This is a genomic window from Aliiroseovarius sp. B-4, from assembly GCF_056857795.1.
Map to the genome: position 1 here is coordinate 547,581 of NZ_JBSXNV010000041.1, position 15,408 is coordinate 562,988.

At 58.7% G+C, this 15,408-nt stretch carries 16 protein-coding genes and 1 tRNA gene; 8 read left to right on the forward strand and 9 right to left on the reverse strand.

Features of this window, described 5'->3' with window-relative positions; translation table 11 throughout:
- Window positions 1–378: 378 nt before the first annotated feature.
- Complete coding sequence (locus AC13C8_RS18060) at window positions 379–1,491, forward strand: pyridoxal phosphate-dependent aminotransferase (protein WP_482848595.1); 1,113 nt, start codon at window positions 379–381, stop codon at window positions 1,489–1,491.
- On the opposite strand, the gene AC13C8_RS18065 is transcribed toward AC13C8_RS18060, so the two are convergent.
- Complete coding sequence (locus tag AC13C8_RS18065; RefSeq protein WP_482848596.1) at window positions 1,488–2,687, reverse strand: pyridoxal-phosphate-dependent aminotransferase family protein; 1,200 nt, start codon at window positions 2,685–2,687, stop codon at window positions 1,488–1,490. The genes AC13C8_RS18060 and AC13C8_RS18065 overlap by 4 nt on opposite strands.
- A 112-nt stretch (window positions 2,688–2,799) precedes the next feature.
- On the opposite strand from AC13C8_RS18065, the gene AC13C8_RS18070 reads away from it, so the two are divergent.
- Genes AC13C8_RS18070 through ygfZ form a run of 3 tightly spaced genes read left to right on the forward strand, consistent with a single transcriptional unit; the run spans window position 2,800 to window position 6,202 of the window.
- Window positions 2,800–3,531: a tyrosine-protein phosphatase gene (locus AC13C8_RS18070; protein WP_482848597.1), complete on the forward strand. Its 732-nt coding sequence runs from the start codon at window positions 2,800–2,802 to the stop codon at window positions 3,529–3,531.
- Window positions 3,528–5,405: an ABC transporter ATP-binding protein gene (locus AC13C8_RS18075; protein WP_245744659.1), complete on the forward strand. Its 1,878-nt coding sequence runs from the start codon at window positions 3,528–3,530 to the stop codon at window positions 5,403–5,405. Before AC13C8_RS18070 ends, AC13C8_RS18075 begins: the two co-directional genes overlap by 4 nt.
- 53 nt (window positions 5,406–5,458) lie before the next feature.
- Window positions 5,459–6,202 carry a CAF17-like 4Fe-4S cluster assembly/insertion protein YgfZ gene (gene ygfZ, locus AC13C8_RS18080; RefSeq protein ID WP_091429080.1) on the forward strand — a complete coding sequence of 248 codons (744 nt, stop codon included), beginning with the start codon at window positions 5,459–5,461 and terminating at the stop codon, window positions 6,200–6,202.
- Between the two features lie 10 nt (window positions 6,203–6,212).
- On the opposite strand, the gene AC13C8_RS18085 is transcribed toward ygfZ, so the two are convergent.
- Both AC13C8_RS18085 and efp read right to left on the reverse strand, forming a co-directional pair.
- On the reverse strand, window positions 6,213–6,758 hold the full coding sequence (locus tag AC13C8_RS18085) for a pseudouridine synthase (RefSeq protein ID WP_482848598.1): 546 nt from the start codon (window positions 6,756–6,758) through the stop codon (window positions 6,213–6,215).
- Window positions 6,759–6,825: 67 nt separating this feature from the next.
- Window positions 6,826–7,389: an elongation factor P gene (gene efp, locus AC13C8_RS18090; RefSeq protein WP_091429076.1), complete on the reverse strand. Its 564-nt coding sequence runs from the start codon at window positions 7,387–7,389 to the stop codon at window positions 6,826–6,828.
- A 215-nt stretch (window positions 7,390–7,604) separates the two neighbouring features.
- Here efp and AC13C8_RS18095 point away from each other — a divergent pair, with 215 nt between their 5' ends.
- Window positions 7,605–7,922: a DUF6280 family protein gene (locus AC13C8_RS18095; protein ID WP_091429074.1), complete on the forward strand. Its 318-nt coding sequence runs from the start codon at window positions 7,605–7,607 to the stop codon at window positions 7,920–7,922.
- 120 nt (window positions 7,923–8,042) lie between these two features.
- Window positions 8,043–9,488 (forward strand): cobyric acid synthase, encoded by a 1,446-nt coding sequence (locus AC13C8_RS18100; RefSeq protein ID WP_482848599.1) that lies wholly within the window; start codon window positions 8,043–8,045, stop codon window positions 9,486–9,488.
- A 9-nt stretch (window positions 9,489–9,497) separates the two neighbouring features.
- Here the strand turns inward: AC13C8_RS18100 and AC13C8_RS18105 are convergent, their stop codons facing one another.
- The 3 genes from AC13C8_RS18105 to AC13C8_RS18115 all read right to left on the reverse strand — a co-directional run bounded on the left by AC13C8_RS18105 (window position 9,498) and on the right by AC13C8_RS18115 (window position 12,568).
- Window positions 9,498–10,361, reverse strand: coding sequence for a hypothetical protein (locus AC13C8_RS18105; RefSeq protein WP_482848600.1), 864 nt, complete (start codon window positions 10,359–10,361; stop codon window positions 9,498–9,500).
- 99 nt (window positions 10,362–10,460) lie between these two features.
- Window positions 10,461–11,837 (reverse strand): TolC family outer membrane protein, encoded by a 1,377-nt coding sequence (locus AC13C8_RS18110; RefSeq protein WP_482848601.1) that lies wholly within the window; start codon window positions 11,835–11,837, stop codon window positions 10,461–10,463.
- Window positions 11,838–11,914: 77 nt separating this feature from the next.
- A complete protein-coding gene (locus AC13C8_RS18115; protein ID WP_482848602.1) occupies window positions 11,915–12,568 on the reverse strand; it encodes a protein-L-isoaspartate O-methyltransferase family protein in 654 nt (217 codons plus the stop codon).
- 196 nt (window positions 12,569–12,764) lie between these two features.
- Between AC13C8_RS18115 and AC13C8_RS18120 the strand changes: the two genes are divergently transcribed.
- Window positions 12,765–12,838: transfer RNA gene (locus AC13C8_RS18120), tRNA-Cys, on the forward strand.
- A 62-nt stretch (window positions 12,839–12,900) separates the two neighbouring features.
- Here the strand turns inward: AC13C8_RS18120 and AC13C8_RS18125 are convergent.
- Together AC13C8_RS18125 and AC13C8_RS18130 are read right to left on the reverse strand one after the other, a co-directional pair.
- Window positions 12,901–13,926 carry a tyrosine-type recombinase/integrase gene (locus AC13C8_RS18125; protein WP_482848603.1) on the reverse strand — a complete coding sequence of 342 codons (1,026 nt, stop codon included), beginning with the start codon at window positions 13,924–13,926 and terminating at the stop codon, window positions 12,901–12,903.
- 291 nt (window positions 13,927–14,217) lie between these two features.
- A complete protein-coding gene (locus AC13C8_RS18130) occupies window positions 14,218–14,379 on the reverse strand; it encodes an Arc domain-containing protein (RefSeq protein WP_088634878.1) in 162 nt (53 codons plus the stop codon).
- 27 nt (window positions 14,380–14,406) lie between these two features.
- Here AC13C8_RS18130 and AC13C8_RS18135 point away from each other — a divergent pair, with 27 nt between their 5' ends.
- A complete protein-coding gene (locus AC13C8_RS18135; protein WP_482848604.1) occupies window positions 14,407–14,754 on the forward strand; it encodes a hypothetical protein in 348 nt (115 codons plus the stop codon).
- A 2-nt stretch (window positions 14,755–14,756) separates the two neighbouring features.
- On the opposite strand, the gene AC13C8_RS18140 is transcribed toward AC13C8_RS18135, so the two are convergent.
- Entirely contained in the window at window positions 14,757–15,356 is a 600-nt protein-coding gene (locus tag AC13C8_RS18140) for a hypothetical protein (RefSeq protein ID WP_482848605.1), read from the reverse strand.
- Window positions 15,357–15,408 lie beyond the last annotated feature (52 nt).

Genomic DNA, 15,408 nt, shown 5'->3' on the forward strand with positions numbered 1-15,408 from the left:
CGCTCGGGGAACGTGGCTCACGGTGTGAGCCTGAGGGGCGCTGCCCCTTCGAGTGAAACCTGTGGTTTCACTCTACCCCGGGATATTTACGGCCAGAAGAACAGGCTCAGGGAACCAGGCGCTCCACTGCCCTCATCATACCGAGCGATTTGTCATAGACCAACGTCAGGATGCGGCGCATCGGGGGAGATTTCGCGGTCTGAACGGCGATTTGGGGAACGCGTGATGCAACCCCAGCCGCAGCAGAACTGACAAGAAACACTCGGCGGTTCATCTTGAGCATGCGAGCCCCTGACTTGTTAACGACCCTATTGACCTAATGGCTGACCGCGAATTTTCAACCTTGTCGCGTGTGGTGCACCCTGCTCTAACAGCGTCATGACAAAGACATATGCCCGCCTGACCCCGCTTGCCGACAGCTTGCCCGCCACCGTCCCTTTTGTGGGGCCGGAAACGCAGGAACGCGCCCGTGGCCGTGCCTTTGCGGCGCGCTTGGGTGCCAATGAAAACACCTTCGGTCCTTCGCCCAAGGCGGTCGCGGCGATGGCGCAAGCCGCGCAGGACGTGTGGATGTATGGCGATGCGGAAAACTTCGATCTGCGCAGTGCTTTGGCGGCGCATCACCGCATTTCCCCGAACAACATCATGGTGGGTGAGGGAATTGACGGGTTGTTGGGCTATCTGGTGCGTCTGATGGTTGGCCCCGGCGATGTCGTCGTGACCTCGCAAGGGGCCTATCCCACGTTCAACTATCATGTGACGGGATTTGGCGGGCGGATCGAACCGGTGCCTTACAAGAACGATCATGAAGACCCTGACGCGTTGATCGCGACGGCGGCAGAGGTTGGCGCAAAGCTGGTCTATATTGCCAACCCCGACAACCCGATGGGCACATGGCACGATGCGGGCACCATCCAACGAATGATTGATACGGTGCCCGAGGGGTGCCTTTTGGCCCTTGACGAGGCATATGTCGAGTTTGCCCCGGAAGGGACCATACCCGAGCTTGCGCCTGACGATCCGCGCGTGATCCGTATGCGCACATTTTCGAAGGCGTATGGGATGGCCGGGGCGCGGGTGGGATACGCGATTGCTGCGCAGGATCTGATCACGGCATTTCACAAGATCCGCAACCATTTCGGAATGTGTCGGATCAGTCAGGCCGGCGCTTTGGCGGCGTTGCAAGATAAGGATCATCTGGCGGTCACACTGACCAACGTGGCAGACGCACGGCATCGCATTGACAGTATCGCGCGGCGAAACGGTATGACCACCCTGCCCTCGGCCACCAATTTCGTGGCGGTTGATTGTGGCAGTGATGCTGCGTTTGCGAAATCGGTACTGGATGCGTTGATTGAGCAGGACGTCTTTGTTCGGATGCCCTTTGCCAGCCCGCAAAACAGGTGCATACGCGTGTCCGCCGGGCGGCCTGAAGAACTGGATATCTTCGCAGCAGCTTTGCCCATCGCACTTGCAAAGGCGCGTGGTTAAGCCTCGGCGATCAGCTGCGCTGCGACCTCAAGTGCACCGGCACCATGTGGGATCTTCAGGGCAGTCATCCCAGCCTGGATGGACGACAACGCCCCCATGACCATTGGAGCATTCACATGTCCCATGTGGCCCAACCGGAAGAATCCGTCTGCATTCGGGTCGTCCTCTGATTGCATGCCCAACCCGATCCCCAATGTCACGCCAAGCTTTTCCTCGGTCCAGCGTCGCAGCGCCGTGCCGTGTGGGGCACCGATGTGAACCGACGTCACGGCACAAGAACGATGTGCCGGGTTGGCCACGTTCAGTTCCACCGGGCCGCGGTCAGACCAGCAGTCAAAGGCGGCCCAGATGGCCCGCGCCAAAAGGGCATGGCGCGCCCAAACAGCCTCCATACCACCTTCCTCTGCGATCATATCCAGCGCCTCACGCACCCCGTAAAGATGATGCGTCGGGGCGGTGCCACCGAAATACTGATAGAACAAATCAGGGTTCGCTCGGTCCGTCCAATCCCAATATCGCGAAACTCGCGGAATCTCTGCACGCACCCTTGCAGCCTTGTCACTGAAGAACACAAAGGCCACGCCGGGGGGGACCATCAACCCTTTTTGCGACGCCGTGATTGCAACATCGACGCCCCAGGCGTCCATTTCGAACCGGTCACAGCCCATGGATGCGATGCAATCGACCATAAGCAGTGCGGGATGGCCCGCTGCATCCATTGCTGCACGGACTGCGGCCACATCATTTTTGATCGACGTCGAAGTATCCACGTGGGTCAGCAGGACAGCACGGATACGATGGTCTGGATCCGCCTGCAACGCGGACTCGACCCGGTCCGGATCCACGGGCGCGCGCATCCCGAAATCATCGATCTGGACCTGCACGCCAAGCGCCTCGGCCATTTCGGTCCAGCCGTGCCCGAACCGCCCGGTGCACAGCGACAACACGGTGTCGCCGGGGGCAAGCACGTTTGACAGTGCGGCCTCCCACGCGCCGTGGCCATTGGAGATATAGATCGCAACATTGTGCCGGGTGCGCGCGATCGCCTTAAGATCGTCGGTCAACGTCGGCATCATCTCGACCAACGCGCCTTCATAGATATTCGGGCCAGCCCGGTGCATTGCACGCAGCACTCGATCAGGCATCACTGATGGCCCCGGAATGGCAAGATAGTGGCGTCCGAAGGAAAGTGTCATACTGCGCTCGTCCTGTTGCGAATTTTCCAATCGGTACTGCGCCCCTGTCAACGCGTCAACAACCCGTCACCCCGCTGTGCTTGTCTGGACCTGTCCGACAGGATACACCGCCGTGAAACTGCCCGCACTTCTGCCGGGCCAGCGCACCGGAGACACCATGTTTTCCAAGGTCTATGCCCGGATCAAACAATGGGAACGCAGCTGGAAAAGCTCGTTTGGCACCGATATCTCGACACCCGAGGGGCGTCAGGCGGCGCGGCGTCACAACAATCTGGTGGACCATGCTTTCCTGCGACGCATTCTGCCCAATCGATACCAATTGTCGGACGAGGCATGGCGATCCAATCAACCTGATCCCGTTCACTTCCCTGCCCTGCAAAAGATCGGCATCAGAAGCGTGATAAACTTGCGCGGACCGGACAGGTTTTCATACTACCTGTTCGAAAAAGAGGCCTGCACGGATTACGGTATGGCGTTGTATAATCACGAGCTTTTCGCACGTGTGCTTGGCAGCCCAAAGGATTACCTGGATCTGCTCGACCTGATGGAGTCTGTCGAAAAACCGATGTTGATCCATTGTAAATCCGGGGCCGACCGCACCGGGATTGCGGCTGCGTTGTATTTGCTGGACCAAAAAGGGGCAGACATTGACGCGGCACGGGCGCAACTGTCGTTGAAATACGCCCATCAACGCTGGTCAAAGGCGGGCATTCTGGATCATCTTCTGGATACTTACGCCATCCATTGCGAGACCAATCCGATCACGGTGCGCGACTGGTTGGCAAACCATTATGACCCCGAGGCCGTGACCGCCTCGTTTCACGCCAAGCGGAGCAAAGGATGAGCGATCTAGAGCGCCCCGACATGATCCGCTGGATGTGGCGCAGCTATATGCGCGCCTATCGCTGGCCCCTTATCGCCGCTGTTTTCCTGATGCTGCTGGAAGGGCTTGCGCTGGGGGGCCTGAGCTACATGATCAAGCCGATGTTTGATGTGGCGTTCTCGTCAGGCACCACCTCGTCGATTGTCGGGGTCGCGCTGATCGTGGCGGCGATTTTCATCACGCGTGCTATCGCGGCCTTCGGGCACCGTGTGCTGATGGTCCATGTCGGTCAAAGGGTGGCAGCCAAGCTGCAATCAGACATGGTTGCCCATATGCTGACGCTGGACAGCAACTTCTTTCGCGACAATTCCCCCGGCACGTTGATCGAACGCGTGCGCGGGGACGCGCAAGCCATTGCCAACATTTGGGAGGTCGTTCTGGCCGCTGTCGCGCGCGATGTCGTCTCGCTTCTGGCATTGCTGGGCGTGGCGTTGTCCATCGACTGGTTGTGGGTCGTGGTCGCGGTGGCCGCAGCGCCGATCCTGACCATTCCGATGAGCATCCTGCAAAAACGGGTGCGGCGCACCACGACGGATAGCCGGTCGTCAGCGGCTCAAATCTCGACCCGGTTGGACGAGATTTTCCATGGCATCAACTCGATCAAGCTGTCCGGCACTGAACGCCACGAACAAGGCCGCGTGGACCGTGAGATTGACGCCTTCGCCCGCACGCACCTGCAAAGCCAAGCCAATCAGGGCGGGATCGTCGCAATGGTCGACATCATCGCCGCAGTCGGGTTCTTTGGTGTGCTGGTCTATGGCGGGATGCAGATCAATTCGGGTGCCAAGACCGTCGGCGAATTCATGAGCTTTTTCACGGCAATGGCGTTGGTCTTTGATCCACTCAGAAACCTTGGCAAAGTGTCGGGCGCTTGGCAGGCGGCACTGGCCAGCCTTGCCCGCATCCGCAACGTGTTTGACGAACGCCCGTCGATCCTGTCGCCCACGACGCCCGTGGCACTGCCAATTCCCGCGCGCAAGGCCCGTATTGAATTGAAGGATGTCGGATTTTCCTATGGTGACACGCCCGTTCTGCGCGGTGCGAGTTTTACCGCCGAGGCGGGCAAGACAACGGCGCTGGTTGGAGCTTCCGGCGCAGGAAAAAGCACTGTCTTCAATCTTTTAACCCGACTGGCGGACGCCAAAACCGGCAAGGTCATGGTTGGTGGGACAGATGTTACTCGGCTTCCACTCGATCACCTGCGCGGTCTGTTTTCGGTCGTCAGCCAAGAGGCGCTGTTGTTCGACGAAACTCTGCGTGACAACATCCTCATGGGGCGCACCGATGTTGATGACAAAACCCTTAAACACGCACTGGACGTGGCGCATGTCTCCGATTTCCTGCCACAGATGGAACAAGGGTTGGACACGCAGGCCGGGCCAAGGGGCTCGAACCTGTCGGGTGGACAGCGCCAACGGGTGGCGATTGCCCGTGCGGTTCTGCGCAACGCACCGTTTCTGCTGCTGGACGAGGCGACATCCGCCTTGGATGCCAAGTCGGAAAAACTGGTCCAGAAAGCACTGGACGAATTGTCAAAAGACCGCACGACGCTGGTGATCGCCCACCGTTTGGCCACCGTGCGCGAGGCCGACAAGATCGTCGTCATGGATCAGGGACAAGTGGTCGATCATGGCACACATGAGGAGCTTCTGGCCCGTGGCGGCATATACGCCCAGCTTTACAAGTTGCAGTTTCAGGACGAAGCCAAGCCCGCCTCTCGCCCGGTGAAGGGGAAGCGCCGCAAGCGTCGCCTGCCGCAACCCGAACAGTCCGAACCGGCTCGCTGGTCTGTGCGCCAATTGTTTAGTGGGTTGCTGGGCAGCCGACGCGACTGACCCTTTCGCTTTGCGCGTGCGCGCCTATATTGAGGCGGCGACAGGAGAGCAGCATGACAACAGACACATCGCGCAGGGTTCTGCGTCTGACCGGGAATGACCGGCAGGACTTTCTTCAGGGCCTCATCACCAACGATGTCAAGAAACTGGCCGATGGGCTGGTTTATACGGCTTTGTTGACCCCGCAGGGCAAATATCTGGCGGATTTTTTTCTGGTGCCGGACGGGGATGCCATCTTGCTGGACGTGGCAACACCACTGGCGGCATCATTGACCCAACGACTGACAATGTACAAGCTTCGGGCAGATGTGCAGATCACACCAGCCGACATCGTGCCCGCCTGCGGAGTTGGTGATATCCCCGATGGCGCGTTTGTGGATCCCCGACATGACGCGATGGGTTGGCGCGCCTATGATGGACAGACCGCGCAGGACGGCGTTGATTGGGACGCTATTCGGGTCGCCCATTGCATTCCGGAAACCGGGATCGAACTGACACCGGACACCTATCCGTTAGAGGCCGGGTTAGATCGCCTGAATGGCGTTGATTTCCGCAAGGGTTGCTATGTCGGGCAAGAGGTGACGGCCCGCATGAAACACAAGACAGACTTGAAGAAAGGGCTGACCGTGGTCCAGATCGACGGCATGGCCCCGGTTGGAACGCAGATCACCGCAGTTGGCAAACCGGTGGGCACGTTGTTCACCCAGTCCGGCGATCGGGCCATTGCCTATCTGCGGTTTGATCGCGCGGGCAAGGACATGCAGGCCGGCGACGCCAGCGTGTCTTGGCTGGGATAGAGGTCGCGCCTCAGGCGTAGCGCCATTTGCCGGACGCCAGGCCGTCCAACGTCCATTGCCCCACGGCATACCGGATCAGGCGCAGGGTCGGATGCCCGACCGCAGCGGTCATCCGGCGCACCTGCCGGTTTTTGCCTTCGCGGATCGTGAGTTCGATCCAACAGTCTGGAACAGACTTGCGAAACCGCACGGGCGGGTCGCGCAGCCAGAGTGTGTTGGGCGTGTCGATGCAGAGGGCTTGCGCAGGGCGGGTCACTCCGTCTTTCAGTGCAACGCCGTCTCGCAAAGCCTGCAAAGCACTGTCATCGGGCATCCCTTCGACCTGAACCCAATAGGTCTTTGGCAGTTTGTGTCGTGGATTGGAAATTCGCGCCTGCAACGTCCCGTCATCGGTCAGGATCAACAGCCCTTCGCTGTCACGATCAAGTCGGCCCGCAGCATAAACACCCGGAATGTCAATGTAATCGGACAGGGTCGCGCGCTGCGACCCCATGGTGCCTTTGTCGGTAAATTGCGACAGCACATTGAAGGGTTTGTTGAACAGGATGGTCGTCACCGCGCGGCACTCCCAAGAAAAAAGGGCAGAGCGACCGCCCTGCCCCGTTTTGCTAACCCGGCCCGCGTCATGCGCGCTCGGAATACTCCATGGTTTCCGTGTTTACCACGATGGCCTCGCCCTGCCCGACGAAGGGCGGCACGGAAATGCGCACCCCATTGTCCAGCAGCGCAGGCTTGAAGCTGTTGGCAGCGGTTTGACCTTTGACGACCGGCTCGGTTTCTTCAATGGTACAGGTCACTTTCTGCGGCAAGGTCGCGTTCAGCGCCTCACTTTCATAGAATTCCACCACGATGGTCATACCATCTTGCAGGAACGGACGGCGCTCTCCCAGCAGGTCAGCAGGCAGTTGGATCTGCTCATAGGTTTCCGTATCCATAAAGATCAGCATCCCGTCGTCTTCATAAAGGAACTGTTGGTCTTTCTGTTCAAGCCGCACCCGTTCGACCTTGTCCGCCGACCGGAAGCGTTCGTTCAGTTTCGATCCGTTGCGCAGGTTGCGCATCTCGACCTGAGCGAACGCGCCGCCCTTGCCCGGTTTGACGTGATCGACCTTCACCGCAGCCCACAGACCGCCATTATGTTCCAACACGTTGCCGGGCCGGATTTCGTTACCATTGATTTTGGGCATACCTTAAACCTTTGCAAAAGGTTGAACTCTGTTGGCCTGCACCTATATCTTGACGGTCTGGCTCTGGCAAGGTGACGTATTTGGTATGCCTAACGCCGAAGCCATGCGTAAAACGCATAGCAGGCATGTGGCTGCGGGGATACCGAATCACGCAGAAAAGGCCATATTGTCCGCTACTCCGACGAGCGCAAGAGCAAGAAAAATAAAGGACGACCATGCTGGACTCCGTAGACGGTACCGCTTTCAACAACGAACAAGGCAACCGCGCGCGCAAATTGTTTGCCGCTGTGGTACTGGCCGCGTTGGACGACGCAATCGCCGATGACAAGAAATACGGCAATGGCCCCGACCAGATTGCCCGCTGGGCACGTTCGCGCGACGGACGTGAGGTGTTGAGCTGTGCTGGCATCGACCCGAACGAACGTGTCGTGAAGGGCCTGATGGAATTCGTTTCCAAAGGCATTCGCACGTCCGTAGCGCTGAGCCGCGAAGAAAGCGAGCGTCGCAACGCCGCACAGGCAGAAGCCGCATAACCAGACGATCCGTGCCGGATCGAACGAAGTCGCGTCCCAAGGGGCGCGTTTTTCGTTCACGGCCGATCATCCGTCGGTTCAGGGCTGGGCAGATTTGCGAAAAGCTCCTATGCAACCGGTATGACCAAAGCGATCATGATACAGGGCGCAGGCTCGAACGTGGGAAAATCCCTGCTGGTGGCAGGGATCGCGCGCGCCTGTGTTATACGCGGCCTGAATGTCGCGCCGTTCAAGCCACAAAACATGTCGAACAATGCCGCTGTGACCGTCGACGGTGGCGAGATCGGGCGGGCGCAGGCCCTTCAGGCACGCGCTTGCGGGTTAGAGCCGATGGTCGACATGAACCCTGTGCTGCTGAAGCCCGAAACCGACACCGGCGCGCAAGTGATCGTGCAGGGACAACGTTTTACCACAATGAAAGCCCGCGACTATGGCAAGGCCAAGGCCGATCTGATGCCACGTGTGCTGGATAGTTTTCACCGGTTGGGCACAGGCCGCGATCTGATCATCGTCGAAGGTGCGGGCAGCCCCGCCGAGATCAACCTGCGCGCGGGCGACATTGCCAATATGGGCTTTGCCGAGGCCGCGAACCTGCCCGTCGTGCTGGCCGGTGACATCGACCGCGGCGGAGTGATCGCACAGCTTGTGGGCACCCATGCGGTGCTGCCAGCCCGGGATCGCAACCGGATCAAAGCCTTTCTGGTAAACAAGTTTCGCGGCGACCCGACCCTGTTTGCCGACGGCGCCGCCGCAATCGCGGACCGCACCGGCTGGCATGATCTGGGCACGCTACCCTGGTTCGCCGACGCGTGGCGCCTGCCTGCCGAGGATGTGATGGACATCGCGACCCGTCCGGGGGGTGCGTTCAAAATCGCGGTGCCGCGTCTGAACCGAATTGCGAATTTCGATGATCTGGACCCGCTGGTTAACGAACCCGACGTAACGGTCGATATCATCGAACCCGGCCGTGCGCTGCCCGGTGACGCCCATTTGGTGCTGATCCCCGGTTCGAAATCCACCATTGCCGACCTCGCAGATTTCCGCGCCCAAGGATGGGATGTGGATCTGGCCGCCCATATTCGACGCGGTGGTCATGTGTTGGGGATATGTGGTGGTTATCAGATGCTGGGGCAGAAGATCATCGACCAGAGCGGGATCGAAGGCCCACCTGGACAGGTGGCAGGTCTGGGGCACCTTCTGATCACCACCCATTTGGAACCCAAGAAAACCTTGGCGTTGACCAAAGCCCGTCACATCGCCTCGGGCGAGCCTGTCAAGGGCTATGAAATCCATCTGGGTCGCAGCACCGGCCCGGACACTGCACGTGCCTGGCTGTCAGTGGATGGCCGACCCGAGGGGGCCGTCAGCGCCGATGGCCGCGTTCTGGGATGCTATCTGCATGGTCTGTTCTCGGCAGATGGGTTCAGAAAGGCTTATCTGGAAGAATTGGGCGCGCGGGCAGCGTCGTCGGGCTTCGAAACCCGAGTTGACACCACGCTGGAAGCTTTGGCCCAACATGTCGAAACTCATCTGGACCTTGATCGCTTGCTGAGCCTCGCCGAGTGACGCCCGCGCCTATTCCAACCCTTTCAGGGTCAGCGCGCGTTCGATCTCGCGCCGGACAAAGCGGCGGATGGACTGGGTGATCTTTTCACCAACCTCGCCTTGCAGCTCTTCCCGCACCAGTCGGGCAACCATGGCCTGAACCACTTCTTCATCAATGATGTCTGTATCGTCGCCAACGATTTCAACCTCGCGTCCCGTCGGGATCGGGGTCATGTGCTCATCACGGTTATGGACAGTGTCGGCGGGCGGTAACGACCGTTCATCTGCGGAGTCATCGACGGCAACAAACGGCGCTTCGTCAGCTTCGCCGCCATCCGATTCGTCTGACCAGCCACCCGGATTGCTTTCCCCTACGATGACATTTTCATCTTCCGAACGCAGCCGCGCCGCATGGAACATCAATACATCGGTTTGGGTTGTCTCATCCCCGCCGTCAGCTTCCCAAAGGTCCTGACGTTGATTGGTGGGATCTTGGAAATTCGAGACTCGTCCGGTCCGCGACACCGCGTCGTCCGAGGTCGCTGACAGGTCAGTGTGCATTTCTTCCACATCCCCATCATCGGGTGGGGAATAGCCGCGATGCGAGAAAACCGGGTTCGTACGGTCGTCTTCACCGATGTCTGCTTTTTCGGCAGGTGGATTTTGTGGCAGTGTATTCGAAGCAGCAGACCTCTTCTGCTCAAGGTCGCGATCGGGTGCCCGATCGGCAGCTTTCTTGCTGCCCTCGTCATGAACCCGAAACGCGGGTGTCAGGACCAGCTTTTCCGTTTTACCCGAATCCGCTCGCTCATCGGTCGCTTTACTTTCAGAGATCAGCCGACGAATCGAGGACAGGACATCCTCTATCTCGGCATTTGAAACCGGGTCAGACATGCAAAAACACCTGCAATTTGTTCCTTGGACCGGTCCGTCCGGCCTTCATTACCAGAACACTACCCAATGCAGAGCGTTCGCACAACTGAACGAACTGTTTCAATTTTTGCCAAGGGCTTCCAACAGGCTGTCCAAACGCTTGCCCTGCGGGCTGACCCGTTGGACCGGTGCGGACTTGACCGTATTGAAATAGGCCTCGGGATCATAAATCACCACGCCCAGTTTCAGGTGCTCTGCGGTCAGCAATCCCATCGACGACAACAATGAATAGGCCGCGAGGTATTGGTTGGATTGTGCGGTGATGCGACTGGCCTCTGCGTTCAAGAGCTCTTGCTCGGCATTCAGCACGTCAAGCGTGGTGCGCGACCCGAGTTGTGCTTCTTCCCGGGCACCGCGCAGGGCAACCCGGCTGGCGCGGATCTGACGTTCGGTCGCTTCCAGAGAAGCCGCCGCAATGGCAAGCTGCGCCCAGGCATTGGCCACGCCCTGATCGACAGCCAAACGGGTCTGATGCAACCCGGCGCGAGCAGCTTCCGCATTTGCGACCGCTTTGCGATAGTCCGCCGATAGCTTACCACCAGAATAGATCGTTCCCCGAAGCGCCACCCCGACGTTGTTGGAGACAAAATCCGTTCCGCCCACATCTTGCCATTTGGTTTCCGCGCTACCGACCAGCGTCGGTTTCATGGCGGCCATCGAAATCTCGATTGCAAGGTCAGCCGCCGCCACATTGTGTTGCGCCGCAAGAATATCAGGATGCCCCTGACGCGCGATTGCTTTGGCTGCATCCAGTGTTTTTGCCGTCATCGGCAGGGCTGGCGGTGTGGACAGCGCACCGGGCAAGTTTCCGGTTGCCGCCCGATATTCTTCACGGGCGATTTCCAGATTGCCGCGCGCCGAAGCTTCGTTGGCGCGCGCCGCCGCCAGACGGGCCTGTGCCAATGCGACATCTGTCTGGGTCACTTCGCCCACTTCGAACCGGTCATTGGCCGCACGCAATTCCTGTGTCAAAACCCGGACCGAATTGCTCTGAAGCTGTGCATTCTCGACGGCAGATCGAACGTCCACATAGGCCTTGACCGCACGCAAAAGCACTTGCTGCTCGACGCTGACCAATCCGTCGCGCGTGGCCAAAACAATCTCTTTCTGTGCCTCAACTGCCGCCTTGCCGCGCCCGAAATTGTAGATCAGAAACTCGGCCGTCAACGACGCCGTTGTGGCCCATGCCGAGTTGCCGGAAATGCTGGTGTTCGGGTCCGTCCAGCCATGGGTAATGGCATAGTTCAAGGTCGGGCGCAGTGCTGCCTGTGCAATCGCGACATCCTCGTCCGCCGCGCGTAACAGAGCTTGGTTTTGATCCAGAAGACCACTCTGCTTATAAGCGGCTGCCATTGCATCAGACAGCGTTTCCGCCATGGCCAACGGCGCCTGCGCGGCAGAAACGCCGATCGCCAACAGGACGCTTGCACATTTCATTCCAAATCGACGGGCCATTCTGCAACCTCACTCGTGCCTGGATCGGAGCAGTTTTGTCTGCCCCATCCCGGGTCTCATTAAAGTACAAATTCGCGGGTTTTCTGAAACCCGTCGATCACCGGGGCACCGGCGCTGAAACTATGGCGCCACACAACATTCCCGTCGATCTTGTAACCCACTTTCACAGTGCCCAGCATACCTTCGGCGAATATACAGCAGATCCGGCCACCGTCCTTCAGTTGATCCGTGATCGCCGATGGCACAGCCTCAACCGCTCCCTGGATCAGAACCACATCATACGGGCCGTTCTTGGCATTTCCCTCGGTCAGAGGACCAGCGATGACCGCGACATTGTCTGCCCCGTGCTCAGAAAGGTTCGCCTGTGCTTCCGCCGCCATCGTCTCGTCCTCTTCGACGGCGACAACAAAATCGGCAAGGCGCGCGATAATGGCAGAGCTGTATCCAAACCCGCATCCCAGATCAAGCACCAGTTCATCGCTCTGAATATCCACGGCATCCAGCATTTTCGCCAATGTGCGCGGCTCCAGCATAACGCGTCCACCCTCCAGTGGGATATTCTCGCCAACATAGGCAGCTTCGCGTTTGGCGTCCGGCACATAGTCTTCGCGGGGGACAGAAAGCATCGCTTCGATAATCGGGAATTTGGTCACATCAGACGGGCGAACTTGCGTGTCCACCATCATCGTGCGGCGCATGGCAAAATCAGTCATGTCTGGCCTATCATTTCTAAGACGTCTGGCTTCTCTTGCCATAGATAGCCAGACGCGGCAATCCCGCACGGATCAAACTGGATAATGCGTCGCAGCCCTGCAAAACTGATTTCAGCCGACAGTTTTGCATCTGCGCTGCGGTTCCGGGCTGGACATGGCCCCGGAATTGGCGATAGAGAAGCCAAACACCACGGATGGCGAGTTGGCGGAGTGGTGACGCAGCGGATTGCAAATCCGTGTACACCGGTTCGATTCCGGTACTCGCCTCCATTTAAAAACAATCACTTACATCACTCCTTGCCGTGTTTGAGGCCCCGCGTTTACAGGGGCGTTTACATTTTTGTGTCTTGAGACAGTGATTTTGCTCGATTGAGCTTGCGCAGAACCGCATCGCTTTCGTCCGGACTAACCTGCGCATAATGCTCGATTACCTGCGCCGCGTAGCGAACCGACCACCCCATCAGCACCGCAATCTGGCGCAAAGACAAATCGGCATTTAGCAATCTTGTCGCCGCCGTCCCGCGCGTATCAGACAGAGTCTTCTCCCTGCCGTCGATCCAAGGGGGGATCTGAGCTTCGCGCCGCCACTTGGTGATCTGGTTCGATGCCCAACGGGCCGTCAAAGGCCTGCCAAGCTCTGATACCAGAAGCTCTTCTTGTTCTTCCGGCGTCTCTGCGATCAATTTCTCAAGTGCCGATGTGGCAGGGATATATGCGATCTGGCCGCGCTTACTGGTCCTGAAACGTAAGCGCTTGCCGTGCGGCGTGTCTTCGAATTGGTCCATTTTAACCTTAACCAGATCGGCCGCTCGCAAACCGGTTTCGCATCCGGCGGTCAGAATCCTCTGGACCCACTTGGGTGCATGTTTGTTGAACTGTGCGATATCGCCGCTCGTCCAGATGATTTCTGTGCGGTTCGATTGGTAGAGCTTCTTGAGCTTGTGGCAGTGATGCTCTTTCAGCTTCCCCTCTTCCACGGCCCAATTGAGGACGCGCGTCGCATGGGTGCCCGCCATATCGTGCTGCTTGGGCGAATGAAGCCACTTCTTGCGCCAATTATTGACCTCGCCCCTTGAGGCACGCTCTTCGAACATCGCGACAGGATCTGCGCCGAACTCCTCACGGAACAACTCCAGCCATTTACGGATATCCGCCTTTGAACGCTCAGCCTTGGGCAAGGACGCACTGGACAGAAAATCGTCGACCAAGTGAGTCGTCAGGTATTCGGCCGGGCTCACGGGCGTACCGCACTGTGAAAACGCATGGAAGAATTCGGGCTCTTTGGGGTTCGGGTCCGTCCCCTCCCAAAATTTGGGGCCACCCCGCCAAGCATAGAAATGGTAGCGAACACCGGACACGACCTTGCGCCGGACACGGTGGACGCCCTTGGGAAGACTACTTCTGGGCACGGCGCGCTCTCCGCTGTGCAACGAGGCTCGGTTGCGAAGTGGCCTCGCGTTCTGCCGCGCTGATGCCCTGAACAGCATCCAATCGCGCGCGGATGAGTTTCGGGTCATACCACCCGCGCCGCCCTGGCACTGGAGCGATACCCGTCCTACGGCAGAAGTCATAGAAGGACGCGCTCGGTTCATTGTAACCGAAGAGAAGCGCGAGCTCTGGGGTTGGAATCAACTGGATATGGCTTGGGCTCATTTTTCAGCCCTCTCACCCACGGCTTCCTGCCGCGACATGGCTGCCCGCAAACATGACACCACCTGAGCGCCTTGCGAGCGCAAGTTCCGCACAGCTTCTTCTTCAAGCCAGGCTTTCACGTCCGCTGGTAGGTTCAGTTTGAATTGGGTTGTCTTCATATTTACACCTCAACAAAAGGACATTAAATGTCCATATCATTGAGGACAAATATTGTCCATCATGGAATCATGAAAGAAGAAGCTTTGCTCCAATTCAAACTCTTGCTTCCTGCCGCGCTGAAGAAGCGTCTGGAAACGCATGCCTCCCTCAACCGGCGCAGCCTGTCCCAGGAAATCGTCGTCGCCCTAGAGGAGAAGTATCCGGCCACAGAACCGGATGCGACGTCTGATCCAGCGGCCCGGATGCTCTTCTGGCTCGCCAAACGCATCCGCCGAAGAAACCCGAAGCCCGGCTCACCTAGGGACAAGCAAGCCTCCCTGTATGAACGCATTGCGGGCGATATCGCAGAACGTATGAAGGACATCGGCGAATAGCCCTAGTAGGCCACCCACTCATATCCATGGTTGCCTTCGTAATCTTCCCATTCGACACCGACCCCGCGACGCCAGCTTGACGAAGAACAGCGCCGTGACGGCAGAACCCATTGTGGGGCGGCCGCTGGCGTCGTGCGTTGCCAGCCGAATTCACCCTGCGTTCCATAGGTCCCGAGGCGCATGTTGTAACTTTCAGAGCAATCATCATCACGGCCACGTTCGCGATGACTATAGTACCGCACATCCCAGACGCGGATCGAGCGCACGAAATCGAATTCCAGACCACTGATGTCGATATCGGCACCGCCTTCAGCCACCTGAGCCAGAATGACTTCGCCGAGTGCCTGACCATTTCGGTAGCTGGCCTCCCAGATTTTAGGGGCCGTAATTTGCAACGGCGCGGGCTCAGAAACACCCATCGGGCAGCGCCAGATTTGCAACGGCGGCTCAATCGGCCAGGGCGTAATCCTGCGGATAAACACGGCACGGGCATGGGCGCATTCTGCTGACGCGGGCCACCCACCGGCCAGGCAAAGCAGAATGGCGCAGTCCACCTGATAGGCTTTCGCCGCTTGTGGAGCCACGGTTGAAAGCAAAGCCATAGCGACCCCGCCGAGCCAATTCCTGATGAATCTGCACCGCATATCAATTCAT

Coding starts and splice junctions, on each gene's coding strand:
- AC13C8_RS18060 (WP_482848595.1), top strand. CDS start 379: ATGACAAAGACATATGCCCGCCTGACCCCGCTTGCCGACAGCTTGCCC.
- AC13C8_RS18065 (WP_482848596.1), bottom strand. CDS start 2,687: ATGACACTTTCCTTCGGACGCCACTATCTTGCCATTCCGGGGCCATCA.
- AC13C8_RS18075 (WP_245744659.1), top strand. CDS start 3,528: ATGAGCGATCTAGAGCGCCCCGACATGATCCGCTGGATGTGGCGCAGC.
- ygfZ (WP_091429080.1), top strand. CDS start 5,459: ATGACAACAGACACATCGCGCAGGGTTCTGCGTCTGACCGGGAATGAC.
- efp (WP_091429076.1), bottom strand. CDS start 7,389: ATGCCCAAAATCAATGGTAACGAAATCCGGCCCGGCAACGTGTTGGAA.
- AC13C8_RS18095 (WP_091429074.1), top strand. CDS start 7,605: ATGCTGGACTCCGTAGACGGTACCGCTTTCAACAACGAACAAGGCAAC.
- AC13C8_RS18100 (WP_482848599.1), top strand. CDS start 8,043: ATGACCAAAGCGATCATGATACAGGGCGCAGGCTCGAACGTGGGAAAA.
- AC13C8_RS18105 (WP_482848600.1), bottom strand. CDS start 10,361: ATGTCTGACCCGGTTTCAAATGCCGAGATAGAGGATGTCCTGTCCTCG.
- AC13C8_RS18110 (WP_482848601.1), bottom strand. CDS start 11,837: ATGAAATGTGCAAGCGTCCTGTTGGCGATCGGCGTTTCTGCCGCGCAG.
- AC13C8_RS18115 (WP_482848602.1), bottom strand. CDS start 12,568: ATGACTGATTTTGCCATGCGCCGCACGATGATGGTGGACACGCAAGTT.
- AC13C8_RS18130 (WP_088634878.1), bottom strand. CDS start 14,379: ATGAAGACAACCCAATTCAAACTGAACCTACCAGCGGACGTGAAAGCC.
- AC13C8_RS18135 (WP_482848604.1), top strand. CDS start 14,407: ATGTCCATATCATTGAGGACAAATATTGTCCATCATGGAATCATGAAA.
- AC13C8_RS18140 (WP_482848605.1), bottom strand. CDS start 15,356: ATGGCTTTGCTTTCAACCGTGGCTCCACAAGCGGCGAAAGCCTATCAG.